The organism is Carboxydothermus hydrogenoformans Z-2901 (assembly GCF_000012865.1).
Taxonomy (GTDB): Bacteria; Bacillota; Z-2901; order Carboxydothermales; family Carboxydothermaceae; genus Carboxydothermus; species Carboxydothermus hydrogenoformans.
Genome location: NC_007503.1, coordinates 1,455,618 through 1,472,912, shown reverse-complemented (window position 1 = coordinate 1,472,912; position 17,295 = coordinate 1,455,618). Strand labels below are relative to the sequence as shown.

The 17,295-nt window shown below is 40.8% G+C and carries 14 protein-coding genes, 5 tRNA genes and 1 pseudogene; all 20 read left to right on the top strand.

What is annotated here, in order from left to right; translation table 11 throughout:
- Positions 1 to 50: 50 nt before the first annotated feature.
- The 20 genes and pseudogenes from CHY_RS07635 to CHY_RS07540 all read left to right on the top strand — a co-directional run bounded on the left by CHY_RS07635 (position 51) and on the right by CHY_RS07540 (position 17,252).
- A complete protein-coding gene (locus tag CHY_RS07635; RefSeq protein ID WP_011344532.1) occupies positions 51 to 2,342 on the top strand; it encodes a transglycosylase domain-containing protein in 2,292 nt (763 codons plus the stop codon).
- An 85-nt stretch (positions 2,343 to 2,427) separates the two neighbouring features.
- Positions 2,428 to 3,601, top strand: a pseudogene (locus CHY_RS07630) (thiolase family protein).
- A 211-nt stretch (positions 3,602 to 3,812) separates the two neighbouring features.
- Positions 3,813 to 4,469 (top strand): energy-coupling factor ABC transporter permease, encoded by a 657-nt coding sequence (locus tag CHY_RS07625; protein ID WP_011344531.1) that lies wholly within the window; start codon positions 3,813 to 3,815, stop codon positions 4,467 to 4,469.
- Positions 4,459 to 4,734 carry a PDGLE domain-containing protein gene (locus CHY_RS07620; RefSeq protein WP_011344530.1) on the top strand — a complete coding sequence of 92 codons (276 nt, stop codon included), beginning with the start codon at positions 4,459 to 4,461 and terminating at the stop codon, positions 4,732 to 4,734. The genes CHY_RS07625 and CHY_RS07620 overlap by 11 nt, the downstream gene beginning before the upstream one ends.
- Positions 4,735 to 4,837: 103 nt before the next feature.
- Positions 4,838 to 5,647: a cobalt ECF transporter T component CbiQ gene (gene cbiQ, locus CHY_RS07615; RefSeq protein ID WP_011344529.1), complete on the top strand. Its 810-nt coding sequence runs from the start codon at positions 4,838 to 4,840 to the stop codon at positions 5,645 to 5,647.
- Complete coding sequence (locus CHY_RS07610; protein WP_011344528.1) at positions 5,644 to 6,456, top strand: ATP-binding cassette domain-containing protein; 813 nt, start codon at positions 5,644 to 5,646, stop codon at positions 6,454 to 6,456. The genes cbiQ and CHY_RS07610 overlap by 4 nt, the downstream gene beginning before the upstream one ends.
- Before the next feature lie 124 nt (positions 6,457 to 6,580).
- Positions 6,581 to 8,188 carry an acyl--CoA ligase family protein gene (locus CHY_RS07605; protein WP_011344527.1) on the top strand — a complete coding sequence of 536 codons (1,608 nt, stop codon included), beginning with the start codon at positions 6,581 to 6,583 and terminating at the stop codon, positions 8,186 to 8,188.
- 75 nt (positions 8,189 to 8,263) lie between these two features.
- Complete coding sequence (locus CHY_RS07600) at positions 8,264 to 9,460, top strand: Nramp family divalent metal transporter (protein WP_011344526.1); 1,197 nt, start codon at positions 8,264 to 8,266, stop codon at positions 9,458 to 9,460.
- A 7-nt stretch (positions 9,461 to 9,467) separates the two neighbouring features.
- A complete protein-coding gene (gene truD, locus CHY_RS07595; RefSeq protein WP_226986694.1) occupies positions 9,468 to 10,676 on the top strand; it encodes a tRNA pseudouridine(13) synthase TruD in 1,209 nt (402 codons plus the stop codon).
- 111 nt (positions 10,677 to 10,787) lie between these two features.
- On the top strand, positions 10,788 to 11,228 hold the full coding sequence (locus tag CHY_RS07590) for a hypothetical protein (RefSeq protein ID WP_011344524.1): 441 nt from the start codon (positions 10,788 to 10,790) through the stop codon (positions 11,226 to 11,228).
- Complete coding sequence (locus CHY_RS07585) at positions 11,206 to 12,582, top strand: Na+/H+ antiporter NhaC family protein (protein ID WP_011344523.1); 1,377 nt, start codon at positions 11,206 to 11,208, stop codon at positions 12,580 to 12,582. The genes CHY_RS07590 and CHY_RS07585 overlap by 23 nt, the downstream gene beginning before the upstream one ends.
- Positions 12,551 to 14,269: a glycoside hydrolase family 15 protein gene (locus CHY_RS07580; protein WP_011344522.1), complete on the top strand. Its 1,719-nt coding sequence runs from the start codon at positions 12,551 to 12,553 to the stop codon at positions 14,267 to 14,269. The genes CHY_RS07585 and CHY_RS07580 overlap by 32 nt, the downstream gene beginning before the upstream one ends.
- Before the next feature lie 228 nt (positions 14,270 to 14,497).
- On the top strand, positions 14,498 to 14,959 hold the full coding sequence (locus CHY_RS07575) for a pyruvoyl-dependent arginine decarboxylase (protein WP_011344520.1): 462 nt from the start codon (positions 14,498 to 14,500) through the stop codon (positions 14,957 to 14,959).
- 15 nt (positions 14,960 to 14,974) lie between these two features.
- Entirely contained in the window at positions 14,975 to 15,808 is an 834-nt protein-coding gene (gene speE, locus CHY_RS07570) for a polyamine aminopropyltransferase (protein WP_011344519.1), read from the top strand.
- An 11-nt stretch (positions 15,809 to 15,819) separates the two neighbouring features.
- On the top strand, positions 15,820 to 16,683 hold the full coding sequence (gene speB / locus CHY_RS07565; protein WP_011344518.1) for an agmatinase: 864 nt from the start codon (positions 15,820 to 15,822) through the stop codon (positions 16,681 to 16,683).
- 107 nt (positions 16,684 to 16,790) lie between these two features.
- Positions 16,791 to 16,867 (top strand) — tRNA-Asp (locus CHY_RS07560).
- An 8-nt stretch (positions 16,868 to 16,875) separates the two neighbouring features.
- Positions 16,876 to 16,951: transfer RNA gene (locus CHY_RS07555), tRNA-Phe, on the top strand.
- Positions 16,952 to 16,962: 11 nt separating this feature from the next.
- Positions 16,963 to 17,037, top strand: a tRNA-Gly gene (locus tag CHY_RS07550).
- 15 nt (positions 17,038 to 17,052) lie between these two features.
- Positions 17,053 to 17,127 (top strand) — tRNA-Cys (locus CHY_RS07545).
- 34 nt (positions 17,128 to 17,161) lie between these two features.
- Positions 17,162 to 17,252, top strand: a tRNA-Leu gene (locus CHY_RS07540).
- Positions 17,253 to 17,295: the final 43 nt, after the last annotated feature.

Sequence of the window (17,295 nt, the reverse complement as noted above, 5' to 3'; positions counted from 1 at the left end):
ATTATTATATTTAAAAAAGAAATCATTGCAGGAGAAAGGTGGAAACGGGTATGAGTAAGGTACTTGGCAAAAAATTTTCCTTGCTAACATTATTAATTTTATTTAGCTTGTTTATTAATGGATGTGCGAGTTTTACGCTATCTGCTAAAGATTTTGATAAGCTTTATAATTTACAGCAAAGTTCAGCGATTTATGATAAAAATGGTCGTTTTTTAACCCAAATTTCGGGAAGCGAGCGCCGAACTTATGTAAAAATTGATGAACTACCTCCATATGTTCCTCAGGCTTTTGTAGCAATTGAAGATGCTCGTTTTTATCAGCACTTTGGTATTGACATCGTGGGTATTTTGCGGGCATTTGTAGTTAATATTTTAAAGCAAGACCTTGCGCAGGGGGCAAGTACCATTACCCAGCAATTAGTGCGTAATGTTTATTTAACTCAGGAAAAAACTTTTGCCCGGAAAATTAAAGAAGCTCTTTTGGCGATTCAGCTTGAGCGGGTTTATACCAAGAAAGAAATATTGGAAATGTACTTAAATGTGATTTACTTTGGGAATGGAAATTATGGTATTGAGGAAGCAGCCCAGAATTATTTTGGTAAACCGGCTTCCAAGCTTACCCTGGGAGAGGCAGCAATGCTTGCCGGAATACCCCGGAGACCAAATTATTACGCACCGACCATAAATTATGATGCAGCGGTAAGTCGAAAAAATCTTGTACTGGATAAAATGGTGGAGCAGGGTTATATAACCCAGGAGGAGGCGGAGAAGGCTAAAAGGGAAGAAATAAAAATTAATCCTAAGGCTCAAAATCAAGGCAATCAGTATGCGGCGGTTATCGATAAAATTTTACAGGAAAGTGAGGAGGATTTTGGACTTTCCCGGGAACAATTAAATACCGGTGGCTATAAAATTTATACTACCATTGACCGGGAAATCCAAAGGTATGCGGAAAAAGTCTTTGCTAATGCCCAGAATTTTCCACCAAATACCGACGAAATTTTAGTTCAAGGGGCTGCTGCGGGAGTTGACCCTGAAACGGGCGGGATCGTTTTCTTAATAGGAGGCCGGAATTATGGAAGATTTGGTGGGTTTAATCGCAGCTTTATGATGTACCGCCAACCCGGTTCTGCTTTTAAACCCATTGTTGATTATGCTCCGGCTTTTGAAAAGGGGTATTTACCATCTGATTTTATAGTTGATGAACCTGTAGTTTTTGGTGATTATAAACCCAAAAATTTTGATGGTGCTTATCACGGTAGAGTAACTTTAAGAAAAGCACTGGTAGAGTCTTTAAATGTACCTGCAGTAAAGCTTTTAAATGAGATTGGAGTTGACACCGGGTATGAATACGCTCAAAGGTTTGGTTTTGAATTAACTGCGAAAGATAAAAACCTGTCACTGGCTTTAGGGGGATTAGAGCGGGGAGCATCACCACTGCAGATGGCTGCTGCCTATGCCGTTTTTGCCAATGGCGGAATATATAGGACGCCCCATATCATTACTAAAATCATTGATAAAGATGGAAATGAGATTCCAAGAAAAAATGCTTTAGAAGAAAAAAGAGTGATTTCTGAAGAAACAGCTTATTTAATTACTGATGTGCTTGTTGACACCGTAAAAAAAGGAACGGCCAGAAGGGCAAATTTTGGGGGTGTTTTAGCGGCAAAAACTGGAACTACCGAAGTACCCTTTAAAACTCCGGGACAGAAGGGTACCAAAGACGCGTGGATTGTAGGTTATACTCCGGATATTTCGGTGGCAGTTTGGATGGGTTACGATAAAACCGACCGTTTTCATTATTTACGGGGTGTTACTGGAGGATCGTATCCTGCGGTGATTTTACGTAAAATAGTGTCTTACTTTGTACAACTGCACGGGGAAAAGCCTTTTACCATCCCGGGAAATTTGGTGCGGGTAAGTATCGATGAAAAAACCGGGTTAATTGCTGGGCCTTTAACTCCTTCTGGACAGGTAGTTGACGAAGTTTTCCCCAAGGGGAAAGAACCTAAGTCTATTTCTCCCGAAACCCCTCCAAATCCTGCAACCCAAAACAGTAATTTAACGGCAGTGTATGTTGAAGGCAAAGGGGTTGTTTTAAGCTGGCAACCAAAACCGGGATATACTTACCAAATATACCGAATAAATGAAGATAGTTCGACCTTTATGGTTGGGGAGAGCTCCACAGGTTCGTTTGCTGACACTCAGGTTACTCCGGGTAGCCATTATCAATACTACCTTTTGCCGATACAAAAACGAAAAGATGGTGGAATGAAAATGGAATTACCAACTTCTCCGGTAGCTATAGATATACCCGTTTCTATAACCAGTGAAGTTTATTAATTTTTTTCAGCTAAATTGTTGAAATATTTAAAATTGTCATTTAACATAAAAAGAGACATAAATTTAAAACAAGGGGGATTAGGCTTTGGTGGATGTGGCGATTGTCCGGGCTAAACGGACGCCTATCGGGAGTTTTGGGGGACAGTTTAAAAATGTATCTGCAGGTAATTTAGCGGCGACAGTTATATAAGGAGTTAATAAGGGATTTACCCTTTCCGCTGGAAAAAGTAGATGAGGTTATACTGGGGAACTGCCTGATGAATACCGATGAGCCAAATTTGGGGCGGACTGCGGCTTTGATGGCTGGACTGCCCTACACAACCACCGGTTTTACTGTGCAGCGTCAGTGCAGTTCCGGGATGCAGGCGATTGTTTCGGCGTATCAGGAATTGGCTTTGGGCGATAACGACATAATTATTGCCGGTGGTGTGGAAAGTATGAGTACGGCTCCCTTTGTGTTAAAAACCGCCCGTTGGGGGCAGAGGCTTACCCACGGGGAGATGACCGATGCTCTCTGGGAGCTTTTGACTGATCCGCTGCATAAAATTTTAATGGGGGTAACGGCGGAAAATTTAGCCCGTAAATATAATATTTCCCGGGAGGAACAAGATGAAATTGCATATAGGAGCCATAAACTTGCCGTTGAAGCTATAGATAATGGTTGGTTTACCGAGGAAATTGTGCCGGTGGAAGTTAAAAACAAAAAAGAAAAAGTCTTGGTGACGACCGATGAGCACCCGCGCCGGGATATTTCCTTAGAAAAATTAGCGGCTCTTCCTCCCACTTTTGTTAAAGACGGCACGGTTACCGCAGGGAATTCTTCCGGTTTAAATGATGGAGCAGCGGCGGTTTTAATGATGCGGGAGAAGACGGCAAGGCAGTATGGTATGGAGCCGCTTGGTTATATTAGAGCTTATGCCTGGGCGGGAGTTGAGCCGGAGTTAATGGGATATGGACCGGTGCCGGCGGTTCAAAAACTTTTAAAGAAGACAGGGCTTAGTTTAGCGGAAATTGACTTAATTGAGTTAAATGAAGCATTTGCTGCCCAGTACCTTGCCTGTGAAAAGCTTTTAGAGTTAGATAGGAATAAGGTAAACGTAAAGGGAAGTGGTATTGGTCTTGGGCACCCGGTCGGAGCTACCGGAGCCCGGATTATAGTAACTTTACTTTATGAGTTAAAACGGCGGAATTTAAGACGGGGCATCGCTACCTTATGTGTTGGCGGTGGTATGGGTATGGCGGTACTGGTGGAAAGGTAATTTGTGAAAAAAATATTTTTATATTAAGAAGGAAAAAAGGAATAAATGTAGTATAATTTACATTAGAAAACAAACCCAGAAGGGTTTAGCATCGATTTGTTGTTAACAAAAAGGACAATTTTATAAATGGACAAAAAAGCCACGAAGGCCGAGAGCAGGAAGCTCGGTTTCGGTGGCTTTTTGTTTTTATAAACATTCAGGAGGGGATTTTATGCATATTGCTGATGGAATTTTAAGCCCGGAAGTTTTGATAATTACGGCGGGAGTTTCAGCAGGAGTGGTAGGGCTTTCGCTTAAGAAAAGCAAAGGGCAGTTAGGAGAGCGGCAAATCCCCATGCTTGGGGTGGTTTCTGCGTTTATCTTTGCCGCACAAATGCTAAACTTTCCGATTATTGGTGGTACTTCAGGTCATTTGCTGGGGGGAATGCTGGCAGCGGCTTTACTTGGTCCCTGGAATGCCGTTTTAGCCCTTACCACGGTATTATTTGTTCAGGCGGTATTTTTCTCGGATGGCGGCATTACAGCTCTGGGAGCTAATGTCTTTAACATGGCGGTAATAGGAGTTTTTACGGGGTATTTGTTTTACCAATTGATGCAGAGAATAATTCCAGGAAAAACCGGGAAAACTTTAGGGTTAATTGGAGGTAGCTGGCTTTCGGTGGTGGCTGGAGCTTTAGCAGCATCCGTTGAAATTTCATTATCAGGGTTGCTGTCCTTTAAAGTTGCTGCCGGGGCTTTGCTTTTCTGGCATAGTTTTATTGGTTTAGGCGAAGCGTTTATTACTTTAATAGCGGTAACGTATCTGGAAAAGATTTTTGGTGTAGGGTTTTTTCAAGGGATAAAGGAGGTAGCAATAAATGAAAAATAAAATATTAATTGGTTTAGTTACTGCCCTTTTGCTGGCGCTATTATTGTCGCCTTTTGCTTCGGCTAATCCGGATGGTTTAGATAGAGTTCTTAAGGATTTTGGTTTGGAAGAAAGGAGCAAGACGATTTTAGTTTCACCGGCTGCCGATTATGTTTTTCCTGGTATTAAAAACGAAAAGTTGGCAACAGGGGTAGCCGGAGTTTTTGGTACATTGCTGACTTTTGGGGTTGCCTGGTTCATTGGAAAAAAGCTTGGAAGCCGGTAAAATTATCTAAACCTTGGCATTTTAGATAAAATTCCCGGCCGGTAAGCAGCTTCGCTTATTGGCTATTTTTCTTTTTTTTGTCATAATGGAAAAGGGGTGTAAAATGAAAAAAAGTCACTGGCACCTGGAAGATATAAAAAAACAAAGTCGCATTTTTAACAAACTTGATCCAAGGATTAAAGTTACAGGCTTTTTTTTGTTAATTGTCTTAAGCAGCATCATAAAAAGTTTTATACCGCTATTTCTTAATTTATGGCTGGCAATTACCTTGGTGCTTCTTGCCCGTTTGCCTTTAAACTTTTTGCTTACCCGGTTTTTGTACTTTTTTGCTTTTGCTGGAATTTTTCTTATCCTGCTACCGCTTGTGACTCCGGGAGAGGTAGCTTTTACCTTAGGTCCGGTTGTTTTTTCCAAGACCGGGCTTATAAAAGGAGCGGTAATTGGAATTAGGCTTGTTACCATCTGGTTGTTTATTTCTTTAATGCTTGGAAGCACTGGTTTTCGGGATTTTCTGTGGGCTCTTTCACGGATACGTTTACCCCAGGAGTTCATAGGTACTATCGAGTTTATGTTACGTTATTTAGCTTTATTTTCCGAGGAGTTGAAAAAAGCACAAACCGCAAGGAAGGCACGGCTTTTTCAGGAAGGTAAAAATTTATGGCATAAAAGAACTTTTAAAATTTTGGGCCAGACTATTGGCATGCTTTTTTATCGAGCTTATTTAAGAGGTGAAAGGGTTCACCGGGCAATGCTGGCCCGGGGGTTCAATGGCAGGTGGCCGGTACTTGAGGAAAAAAGAATAAAGCGGAAGGATGTTGTGTTTTTTTTGTTGATAGTGTTTTGGGTTTTAATGTTACTTGATTTTGAATATCATGGGCTTGCCTGGCGGTTAATTTGGGGGTTATTGGGATGAATTTAGCGGTGGAAATAGAAAATTTAACGTTTTTTTATCCCGATGGAAATAAGGCTTTAGATGGAGTATCTTTTGTTATACCGGAAAGGTCAAAAACGGTTATTTTAGGTCATAATGGTGCGGGGAAATCAACTTTACTTTTGCATTTAAATGGCCTTTATACCGCAAGTAGAGGACGAGTGAAGATTTTCGGAAAAGTTATTAATGAGGAAAATATCCGGGAGATTAGAAAAAAGGTTGGGCTTGTTTTTCAGGACCCCGATGACCAGCTTTTTGCTTCTACCATTTTTGATGATGTGGCGTTTGGACCGCAAAATCTTGAACTTGATAAAAAGGAAATTTTGAGGCGGGTTGAGGAAGCTCTGAAAGCCGTGGATATGTGGGATTTAAGAGAAAGACCGCCCCATCATTTAAGTTTGGGACAGAAAAAGCGCGCTGCCATTGCGGGAGTTTTAGCGATGGAGCCGGACATTGTGGTATTAGATGAACCCATGGCTTATCTTGACCCAAGAGGTCAGGAAGAAATTACTGCTATTTTAAACAGGTTAAATAATGAGGGGAAAACGGTAATTGTCAGCACCCATGACCTGGACTGGGCACTGGAATGGGCCGATTACGTGGTGGTTTTGAATGCTGGGCGTGTGGTGGCGGAAGGGGATAAAAGCATCTTAACCAATCGCCAATTATTAGAACAAAATGGGTTAAAAGCACCATTACTGGTAAAGCTTTTTGAGGATTTTGAAGGAAAACTGGGAATACCTACAAATTTAAAGGAAGCAAGGCAAATATTAAGGAAGTTTATTTTCTAACCGGTACGAATGTACCGGTTTTTTGTATACACTTAAGGAATTTATTGACAAAAAAATAAAAATATAAAATAATATAAATATTCAAAAAACAAAAAATATTTTAAAAAAAGGGGGAGGAGTATTTATGGCTATTGAAGTTAATCGACAACTTTTAACACCGCTCTGGTTTTTAAAAAGAGCAGCTTATGTGTTTCCGGAGAAAACTGCTGTTGTAGATGGGGAGAGGAGATTTACCTACCGGGAGTTTAAGGAAAGGGTAAATCGCCTGGCCTCTGCTTTGAAAAAATATGGTATTGGCAAGTGGGACAAGGTAGCCTATCTTGCCCCGAATATTCATCCCTTTTTGGAAGGGCATTATGGGGTGCCGCTGGCACGTGGGGTATTGGTGAGCATTAATACCCGGCTTAAATCCAATGAAATCCTGTATATTTTAAATCACTCCGAAAGTAAAATCTTGATTGTGGATTCGGAGCTTGCATCTTTAATTGAACCTATTTACGACCAGTTGGAAACGGTGCAAAAGATTGTAATGATAAATCAGGTTCCCAGGGAAACTAAACTTCCGGCGGTGGATTATGAAGAATTTTTGCAGGAGGGAGAGCCGGAAGATTTACCAATACCTATTGAAGATGAGTTTGAGCCTATAACTTTAAACTACACTTCCGGGACCACCGGATTTCCCAAAGGAGTACAGTATACCCATCGGGGGGCTTATTTAAACAGTCTTTCAGAAGTAATTGAGATGGGGTTAAATCAGTATTCTAAATACCTCTGGATTTTACCGATGTTTCACTGCAATGGCTGGTGTTTTACCTGGGCCGTAACTGCAGTAGGTGCTACTCATTACTGCTTTAGAAAATTTGAACCGGAAGCAGCCCTGGAAATTATCGAAAAGGAAAAAATAACTAATTTCTGCGGGGCGCCGGTTGTTTTTAATGCTATGACTGCTGCGAAAAAAGCGGAAGGTTTAAAATTTAACCACCCAATTCGGGCCTTTATTGCTGGTGCAGCTCCTTCACCTACAATTATTAGTAAAATGGAACGCCTCGGGGTTGAGGTTGTCCACGTCTATGGTTTAACTGAGGTGTATGGACCCTTTACCGTGTGCGAATGGCATCCCGAGTGGGATAATTTATCCGCCGAGGAAAAGGCTATTTACAAAGCAAGGCAGGGAGTACCTATGGTTACTACCGGTGAAGTAAGAGTTGTGGATGCAGAAATGAATGATGTACCAGCTGATGGCAAAACCATGGGAGAAATTGTTATGCGAGGAAACGGTGTGATGGCGGGATATTATAAAGCACCCGAAGATACGGCTAAAGCTTTTGCTGGCGGCTGGTTCCACAGTGGTGATTTAGCAGTAATGCATCCTAACGGGTATATTGAAATAATGGATCGCTCCAAGGATATTATCATTTCTGGTGGAGAAAATATCTCTTCAGTTGAAGTTGAAAACGTTTTATATTCCCATCCTGCGGTATATGAAGTAGCAGTGGTAGCATCTCCTGATGAGCGCTGGGGTGAAGTTCCTAAAGCGTTTATAGTTTTAAGGGAAGGGGCTTCGGTTACTCCCGAAGAATTAATAGCTTATTGTCGCGAGAAAATGGCTGGATTTAAGGTTCCAAAGAAAATTGAGTTTGTTGATGCGTTACCCAAAACCCCTACAGGTAAGATCCAAAAATTTGTTCTAAGAAACTTAGAATGGAAAGGGGAGAAAAAAGTAAAAGGCTAATAGCCCGGCTTTAAGCCGGGCTTTAACCTTTTTTAGCCTCCGGTCATAAAATAGTAGACGACTGGAGGGAGAACAATGGTCTTGGAGATAAAAGCCCGGAGTAGGTTTTTTTACAAGTTTACCGCTTTTATGGGACCGGCTTTTTTAGTTTCCATTGGTTATATTGATCCGGGAAACTGGGCGGCAAACTTTGCTGGAGGTTCGCGTTATGGTTCGATCATGTTAATAACGGTGCTGTTATGCAATTTTTTAGCTATTTTGTTTCAATCGTTGGTTGCCTATTTAACTTTAAAGACCGGAAAAAGCCTGGCGGAAAATATTGTGGAAAAATTACCGAAACCTCTGGTCGCTTTCTACGGAGTGTTGGCGGTAACCGGAGCAATGGCTACCGATGTGGCGGAGTTCGTAGGAGCAGCCCTGGGATTTAGTTTAATTCTGGGGTTGGATCTTTTAAAAAGCGTTATAATCGCCGTGGTATTTGTTGTTTGTGGTTATTTTTTTGAAAGGCAGGGGAATCGCAAAGTCGAGTTTTTAATTATGGGTTTTTTAGCTGCTATAGGTTTTACTTATCTTATGGAGCTGTTAATTTTAAAACCCAAGATTTATAACCTTATTAATTTAGGTGTCAAGCTGGATGGTGATTTTCTTTTTGTAGTGTTGAGTATGCTTGGGGCTACCGTTATGCCTCATAATCTTTTTTTGCACAGTGATTTGATAGCGGAAAAACTAAAGCAGAGAATAATAACTACTAAAGATTTCCCAGTGGTTTTTTTAGAAAATTTAATTGCGTTAAATCTGGCGTTTTTGGTTAATTCGGCGATGATTGTTGTGGCCAAAGATATGTTCTATGATTGTGGAGTAGCGGTGGATTCCCTGAGGCTTGCCTATCATACCCTTGAACCGGTGTTAAACGGTTGGGCAGCACTGATCTTTGGATTGGCCCTGGTGCTATGCGGCCTTAGTTCATCCCTCACGGGTACGATAGCGGGACAAAATCTTTTAGAAAAGTTTTTACCCGTAAATCTTTCGGCACTTTCGAGAAAAATGATAATCATAACCCCGGCGCTGTATTTCTTTTTAAAAGGCCTGGGTGAAATAGAGCTTTTGCTTTTAAGTCAGGTGGTTTTGAGCTTTGTTTTGCCGTTTGTTTTAATCGTGCTCCTCTGGTTTTTAAATAATATTGCCAATAAATATCTGTTAATTTTGGGATGGTTTTTAACGGCAATAATTGGAAGCTGCAATGTAATTTTGCTTTGGACAGCAATTTTTTAATTGTTTATTGCCAGGTTATGATAAAATTAGAGAGAAGACAGGAGGTCACAGGATGAAGCTTAAAGTCAAACCTGACGATTTTATCGTCAAAGAGGAAATCAAGGCACCAATCTTAAAAGAAGGAGATTTTAAAGTTTATCTTTTAGAAAAACGCTATTGGAATACTTTAGATGCCTTGCAGAGAATTGCTGCCGAAAACGGTTTAAGACTTTCGGAAATTGGTTATGGCGGAAGGAAGGACCGCTATGGCCATACTTTTCAATACATAACAGTCAGAGCTACCAAAAATTTAACGACCCGGGAAAAAAATTTAAAGTTGACTTTAATGGGTTATCTTAATTTGCCAATGAGCCCGGAATTAATTGCGGGAAATCATTTTGAGATAACATTACGGGCTCTTTCCGGAGAAGAGGGGCGCGACCTGATAAAAAGGGGAGAAAACGTTAAAAAGTACGGTTTTCCCAATTACTTTGATGACCAGCGCTTTGGAAGTTACGATAAAGAACAAGGCTTTTTTGCAAAAAAATTATTGCTGGGTCATCTTAATGGAGCTTTAAAGATTTATTTAACCTCGATTTATCCCGAAGAATCAAAGGAAGCAAAGGAAAGAAAAAGGTTTTTTATGGCTAACTGGGGTAATTGGTCCGTGTGTCTTGAAGCTTCTAAAACTCGAGTGGAACGGGAAATTTTTAGTTTATTAGAAAAGGAACCAAAAAACTTTGCGGGAGCGATAAATTTAATTCCTAAAGAACAGCTTTCTCTTTACTTTGCTGCTTATCAAGGTTACCTTTACAATAACTTATTAAAAGAAGTCCTCTTAAATCAAGGAATTGAGCTAAGAGCGTATCCGGGGGTAGTAGATGACTATTTATTTTATTTAACACTACCGAAAAAGAGTTTTACTTATTTAAAAAGTTTAATGCTGCCAACAGCAGCCCAAAAAGTTCCCTTCCCCAACGAGGAAGTGCGGCGGGAGTACTTTAAAATCTTGGAACGGGAAGGCTTGAAAAGTGGTGATTTTAATTTACGAAAAATCCGTAAGGTTTATTTTAAATCGTTTTTAAGACCTGCGGTGGTAATTCCCGAAGGGTTTCATGTAGGAAACCTTGTCAAAGATGAACTTTACCCGGGAAAACAAAAATTACAGTTAAAATTTTTCCTTCCCCGGGGAAGTTATGCCACGATGTTAATTAAAGCTTTGAGCGTAAATTATTAGGTATACCTTTAGCCTCCCTGGCTCTCTGGGAGGTTTTAAATTGCGTTATGATATTTTTGGTGTTGGAATGATAACGGAAGTAAGATATATTTAGGTTAAAGGGGGATAGGGATGAAGTTTGATAATAAGAGTAGGATAGATAAATACCTTTTGTCATCGTTAATATTATTACTGGGTACACCTTTGGTTTTAGCCGGGGTATTATACCCTCAAGGGGTTAAAAGTGGCTTAATTTCGGTATCTGCATTTGTTTTAATTGTGCTTAGTTTATATCTCATAAATATTCCGGTCTGGCTTGTTTCTCGGAAAAACTTTAAAAAACTTTCAGTAACTTTTGAGGTAACTCCGGAAATGTTAATTTATGAAAGTCAGGAAGGAAAAAAGGTTTTTCCCAAAAAGGAGATTAAAAATATAATATTGTTAAAAGATGGAAAATATGAAGGTTTAAAAATTGCTACTACCCAAGAAAATTTTTACATATCTCTTAACCAATTTTCTAACGGTTTTAAAATCAAGGAGCAGCTTAAAAATGACGGATACAGCATCAATTAAACCCCGACTCACTTTTTTACCGCCTTTTATTGCAGTTGTTACTTTAATCTTGGCGATAACCGTGTTAAACCTGTCACCGGTTTACCCGATGGTACTGGCTTTTTTCTTTACAATAATTTTTGCTTTAATTGATGGTTATGATTATCGATTTATTTATCGGTCTGCGTTAGAAGGAATTAAGTCGGTTTGGACGATCATTGTAATGTTTACCTTGCTTGGGGCTTTAATTGCTCTTTGGTTAGCCGGTGGTACCATTGCCACCATGATTTATTATGGTTTACAGTTGGTTGAACCAAAGTTTTTCCTGGTAGAGGTTTTTTTATTAAGTGTTCTTTTATCTTTAGTTATCGGTACTTCCCTTGGAACCATTAGTACTTTAGGAGTTGTATTGATGGGAATTGGCCGGGGGCTTAACTTGCCTCCGGAAATGATAGCCGGTGCGGTGGTTGCTGGAGCATTTTTTGGTGACCGGATATCGCCGGTTTCTACCAGCCTTTATTTGACGGCTGAAGTTACCGGCACCAAGGTTGAGGATAATCTAAAACTTATGTTAAAAACTACTTACCTTCCTTTTGTACTTACAATTTTTCTTTACTTTGTTTTCGGCATGTTAAGTCCAACTAAAGAAGCGGGAATAACTTCTACTTATTTAAAACTTTTACAAAGTAACTTTTACTTAAGTCCGGTTTTGTTGCTCTTACCTTTGTTATTCCTTATTTTAGCGTTGGTTAGAGTTTCCATAAAAATTAACCTTTTTATAAATGTAGTTTTAAGTTTTATTTTGGGAATTGTTTATCAAAAGGTTCCAATACAAAAACTTCTGTTAGAGGCATTTACTGGTTTTGAAGCTCCTAAGGGGCTTAAAGCCCTTGCGGGAGGTGGCGTGCTAAGGTATTTATCTTTAGTTTCGATTATTTTGGTCGCATCAGCAATGGCAGGAATATTAATTAATACGGGAGTATTTACTACTTTGTTAATTCGACCTTTAGCTCATATTAAGTCATATTTTTCCCTCACCTTTGGCATAATGATTTTAGCAGTATTGCTTTTAATGGTGACCTGTACCCAAGCTTTAGCTATAATGATTCCCGGAATGACCCTTAGGGATGAGTTTAAACGTAAGGCTAATGCTAACGAACTTTCAAGAATTTTAGCGGATTCGGCAGTAGTTTTAGCGCCACTTATTCCCTGGAATATGGCAGCAATTTTATCAGGAGCGGCTTTACAGGTAAACCCAAAAGCTTACATTTTATACGCTTTTTATCTTTGGCTGACTCCACTTACTAATTTACTGGTAAGCTTGCGAAAGCAGGGTGAGGTTTATGGAGAAAAAGGGTTGGGCAATTATCGGTAATGGGATCACAGCAGCTTTAATAGATAGCGAAGCCAAAATATGCTGGCTCTGCTTGCCTAAGTTCGATGGCTTACCAGTATTTGCAAAAGCTCTATCGCCGCAAGTTGGAGGGGGAATAACCCTTAAATTAGGGGAAAAGACTTTTACAAAAGACCAACGGTATTTGGGAAAGGGAGCGGTATTAGAAACAATAATTGTTTCTAATTCCGGGGAATATAGAGTTGTGGATTATATGCCCTGGGGAAAAAATCTCTTGGTTCGCGAAGTTTTTGGGGACGTGGCTAAAATTGAAGTTGAGGTAGAATTAACAAAATTTAATCACTTAGAGTTTGCTGTAAAAAAAACTGAGCAGCAATGGCAGGTGCAAGGGCCTGGAGTGGGTTTTTTTATTGATTTCAGGAAAATTTCCGACGACAGGTTGCAGATTGTGCTAAGTTATGGTAATAATTTGGAACAGGCATATCAGGCTTTGGTTAAGATAAGCGATAGAGAACTTTTTGAGGTAATGGCATTTTGGGAGCGCTGGTTTTTACCAAAAAAGGAGCTAAAAAATGTTCCAGCTTCTTGGCAGGAGTTTTACGAGCGAAGTTTAATGGTTTTAAAACTTTTGACCTATGAACCAACGGGAGCTATTATTGCTGCTCCCACCGCTTCGTTCCCAGCCTACCCCAATGGAGAGGATAATTGGGACTACCGTTTTTGCTGGTTAAGAGACGGTTTTTATACCGCTTATGCCTTTGATCTGGCGGGATTTCACCAAGAATCCCGAAAGTTTTATGAGTTTTCTCTAAAACTTTTAGAGAAAGCGGATCACTTTGAAAACCCCTTATATACCATTGAAGGATTGTGTTCCTACGAAATAATTTTGCCGGAGTTATCGGGGCCCGAGGGTGAAAAACCCATTCGTTTTGGCAACAAAGCGGCGGAACAGCTGCAGCTCGATAATGAAGGGAATATCGTTTATGGCTTGTGGAAACACTGGCTTTTTACCAGGGATGCGAACTTTCTGGCGGAAGCCTATCCAAAAATAAAAAAAGCCTTAGAGTTTACCGCCCGCAACTGGGATAAACCGGAGCACGGCATCTGGGAGTTTAGGGATAAAAAACGGCAGTGGGTTTTTGGCAAGGTAATGTGTTATGCCGGAATGATCGCCGGGGCTAAAATTGCGTCGGCATTAAAAGATTATCCCCGGGCCAGGGAATATCTAAAAACTGCCGGAGAAATAAAAGAAAATCTGTTATCTAGGGGATACAGTGAAGAAAAGCAAGCTTTTCTCCAGCATTATGGTCCTGATGCTCCTGCTGATAGTTCGGTTCTGGCAATAACCGAGTTTGGTGTGCTGCCGGCGATGGACGAAAGAATGATAAATACAGTAAAGTATATTGAGCAAAAGCTTAATTTTCACGGCGCGGTTTTGCGGTTTGAAGGAGCAGTTTTGCCCTTTTATCTTTGTACGTTTTGGTTAATCCGTCAGTATTTAAGAATGGGATGCTTGGAGAAAGCTGAGAAATTTTTGGAAAGGACTTTAAAATCGGCAAGTCCGTTAAAATTAATGGCGGAGCATTATGACCCGCGTACTGGCGAACAGTGGGGAAATTTCCCCCAGGGGTTTAGTCATGAAGAGCTGGTTCGTACCCTAATTTTTTATGACAATACAATTGGAAAGCAGGAGGGTTATGGTGGCTAAGATTAATGAATTTATTAAACTGGCTCAAAACATGGAAGCAAGGGGCATGGAGTTTTACGAAAAGGCGTTAAAACTGTGCATTTAATGGCAATTCGGGAGCAGATTTACGGGTTATTAAGCCATTACGAAAAATTTTTAAGAATAATGTTAAAAGATGTTTATTTTTTTCAGGTTTTTGCTATAATATTCATTGTTTAATTTGGAAAGTTAAAAAAAGGAGGCAAAAACATGTTACCAACCCCAAAGAAATACTTTGTGACAGCCGCCGCTGCGGAAGGTGAAACTGCATTAAATGCTTTTGACAATGCCTTATTAAAAGCCCGGATTGGGAATGTCAACTTGCTGCGGGTATCTTCAATTTTGCCGCCCAATTGCGAACTGGATAATGACCTTGTGATTCCTCCGGGTTCATTAGTTCCAACAGCTTATGGGGCAATAATTTCTGACACTCCCGGTGAGTTAATTGCTGCTGCTGTAGGGGTGGGTATTTCAGAAGCTGATCATTTCGGGGTAATTATGGAGTTTTCGGGTAAATGTTCAGCCAAAGAGGCGGAAGAAAGAATTGCCCAAATGTTAGAGGAAGCCTTTAAAGTGAGGGGCATTGCTTTAAATAAAACTATAATTAAGTCTGCTGAACACAGGGTTGAAAAAATCGGCTGTGCTTTCGCCGCGGTACCGCTCTGGTACTAATAGAGGGGGATAAGGATGGAACTCTGGTTTACCGAAAAACAAACTCCAAATGTGGGTATTACCTGTAAAATTACCAGGACATTGCACACGGAAACAACACCTTTCCAGGAGTTAGCTGTAATTGAAACTCTGCAGTTTGGACGAATGCTCGTTTTAGATGGGATGGTTCAAACCACGGTTGTAGATGAGTTTGTCTATCATGAAATGATTGCCCACGTGGCTTTAAATACCCATCCCAACCCTGAAAAGGTTATGGTAATTGGGGGCGGCGATGGCGGAACTATTCGGGAAATAGTAAAACATCCCAAGGTAAAAAAAGCAGTTTTGGTGGAAATTGATGAAAGAGTAATTGAGGTAAGTAAGCAGTATTTACCGGAAATTGCCGTTGCATTAATGGGGAACCCTAAAGTTGAAGTAAGAGTCGAAGATGGGATTAAACATGTAAAAGAACATAAAGGGGAATATGATGTCATAATCATTGATTCAACCGAACCGGTAGGACCGGCGGTTGAACTTTTTAGTGAAGATTTTTATAAAAATGTTTATGAGAGCTTAAAAGATGACGGGATTATGGTGGCCCAGACCGAATCCCCTTTTTTCAATCGAGATATAATTAAAAATTCTTTTACAAGAATAGGAAAGAATTTTCCCATTACCAGGCTTTACTTTGCTACTGTTCCCACCTACCCCAGCGGAGTTTGGACTTTTACTTTAGGTTCGAAGAAATACGACCCGCTGGCGGTAAAAAAAGAAGATATATTTGTTGATCCGAGCAATAAATACTATAATGCTGAGGTTCACTTTGGGGCTTTTATGCTGCCAAACTTTATTGCCGAGATAATCAAATAGAAGGTGAGATAATGCTTCCTGTTGAAAAATTTACTGGTTTTATGGGCAGTTCCGACAATTATGAAGGTGCTGCCTTTGTTTTATTTGGTATTCCTATGGATTTTACCGTCAGTTTTCGGCCAGGTGCCCGCATGGCTCCCCAGCATATCCGTCAGGTTTCCTTTGGTTTAGAGGAGTATGACTGGGATTTGGAAAAAAGTCTTAATGACGTAAACTTTTACGATATGGGAGATGTAGCGCTTACTTTGGGCAGGATTGAAGAAAGCTTTACCAGCATCCGGACAGTAACGAAAAAAGTGTTGAGTGACGGTAAAATTCCGCTAATTATCGGTGGCGAACATTTAATTACTTATCCGGTGATCCTGGAATTTGCCGAAAAGTATCCCGATTTAGCTGTAGTTCACTTTGACGCTCATGCGGATTTGCGGGATCATTATCAGGGAGAAAAACTTTCCCATGCAACGGTTATGCGGCGTGTAGCGGAAATTATTGGGCCGCAAAACATTTATCATATCGGTATCCGTTCCGGTACCCAAGAGGAAAAGGAGTTTATTACAAAAAAATCAAACTATCTTGGCCAAAACGTATTGGCGGGCGTAGAAAAAGCGTTGGAAAAACTTGGGCAAAAGCCGGTGTTTATTTCCCTGGATATTGATGTGGTAGATCCGGCCTTTGCCCCGGGAACCGGAACCCCGGAACCGGGGGGAGCTACCAGCATTGAGATAATGGAAGCCATTGTAAAACTTAGTTCTTTAAATATTGTTGGCATGGATTTAGTTGAAGTATTGCCCGTCTATGATCCTTCGGAACGTACATCGCTCTTGGCGGCCAAAATTTTGCGCCGGGCATTGTTATCTTTTAATATTACCAGGTAATATCAAAACATTGAAAAAATAAAAAACTCAAAAAAAGTAGTTGACTTCTAAGTAAATGTCATGTATTATAATAAATGTCGGTTGGGCCGACAGGCAGATAAAGATGCGGAGCTGTGGTGTAGGGGCCTAACATGCCTGCCTGTCACGCAGGAGATCGCGGGTTCGAATCCCGTCAGCTCCGCCATAAAGCTTGCCACGGTAGCTCAGTTGGTAGAGCAGAGGACTGAAAATCCTCGTGTCGGCGGTTCGATTCCGTCCCGTGGCACCATTAAAAAACGGGCGGAAGTGGCTCAGGGGTAGAGCATCGCCTTGCCAAGGCGAGGGTCGCGGGTTCGAATCCCGTCTTCCGCTCCATTATTTATCTAACCTGGCGGCATAGCCAAGTGGTAAGGCAGAGGTCTGCAAAACCTTTATTCCCCGGTTCGAATCCGGGTGCCGCCTCCACAATGAAAACAATCAAATAATTTTTTATAAATTCGCCGGGGTGGCGGAACTGGCAGACGCACGGGACTTAAAATCCCGGGGGCCCTTAAAGGCCCGTACCGGTTCGATTCCGGTCTCCGGCACCACTTGAAAGAAAAGCCTGCAGCAATGCAGGTTTTTTTGTTTTTT

Excerpts from the sequence above, each read along its gene's own strand:
- speB (WP_011344518.1), top strand. The coding sequence starts at position 15,820 with ATGCTTCCTGTTGAAAAATTTACTGGTTTTATGGGCAGTTCCGACAAT.
- CHY_RS07635 (WP_011344532.1), top strand. The coding sequence starts at position 51 with ATGAGTAAGGTACTTGGCAAAAAATTTTCCTTGCTAACATTATTAATT.
- CHY_RS07585 (WP_011344523.1), top strand. The coding sequence starts at position 11,206 with ATGACGGATACAGCATCAATTAAACCCCGACTCACTTTTTTACCGCCT.
- CHY_RS07590 (WP_011344524.1), top strand. The coding sequence starts at position 10,788 with ATGAAGTTTGATAATAAGAGTAGGATAGATAAATACCTTTTGTCATCG.
- CHY_RS07610 (WP_011344528.1), top strand. The coding sequence starts at position 5,644 with ATGAATTTAGCGGTGGAAATAGAAAATTTAACGTTTTTTTATCCCGAT.
- speE (WP_011344519.1), top strand. The coding sequence starts at position 14,975 with ATGGAACTCTGGTTTACCGAAAAACAAACTCCAAATGTGGGTATTACC.
- CHY_RS07600 (WP_011344526.1), top strand. The coding sequence starts at position 8,264 with ATGGTCTTGGAGATAAAAGCCCGGAGTAGGTTTTTTTACAAGTTTACC.
- CHY_RS07575 (WP_011344520.1), top strand. The coding sequence starts at position 14,498 with ATGTTACCAACCCCAAAGAAATACTTTGTGACAGCCGCCGCTGCGGAA.
- CHY_RS07580 (WP_011344522.1), top strand. The coding sequence starts at position 12,551 with ATGGAGAAAAAGGGTTGGGCAATTATCGGTAATGGGATCACAGCAGCT.
- CHY_RS07620 (WP_011344530.1), top strand. The coding sequence starts at position 4,459 with ATGAAAAATAAAATATTAATTGGTTTAGTTACTGCCCTTTTGCTGGCG.
- CHY_RS07605 (WP_011344527.1), top strand. The coding sequence starts at position 6,581 with ATGGCTATTGAAGTTAATCGACAACTTTTAACACCGCTCTGGTTTTTA.
- CHY_RS07625 (WP_011344531.1), top strand. The coding sequence starts at position 3,813 with ATGCATATTGCTGATGGAATTTTAAGCCCGGAAGTTTTGATAATTACG.
- cbiQ (WP_011344529.1), top strand. The coding sequence starts at position 4,838 with ATGAAAAAAAGTCACTGGCACCTGGAAGATATAAAAAAACAAAGTCGC.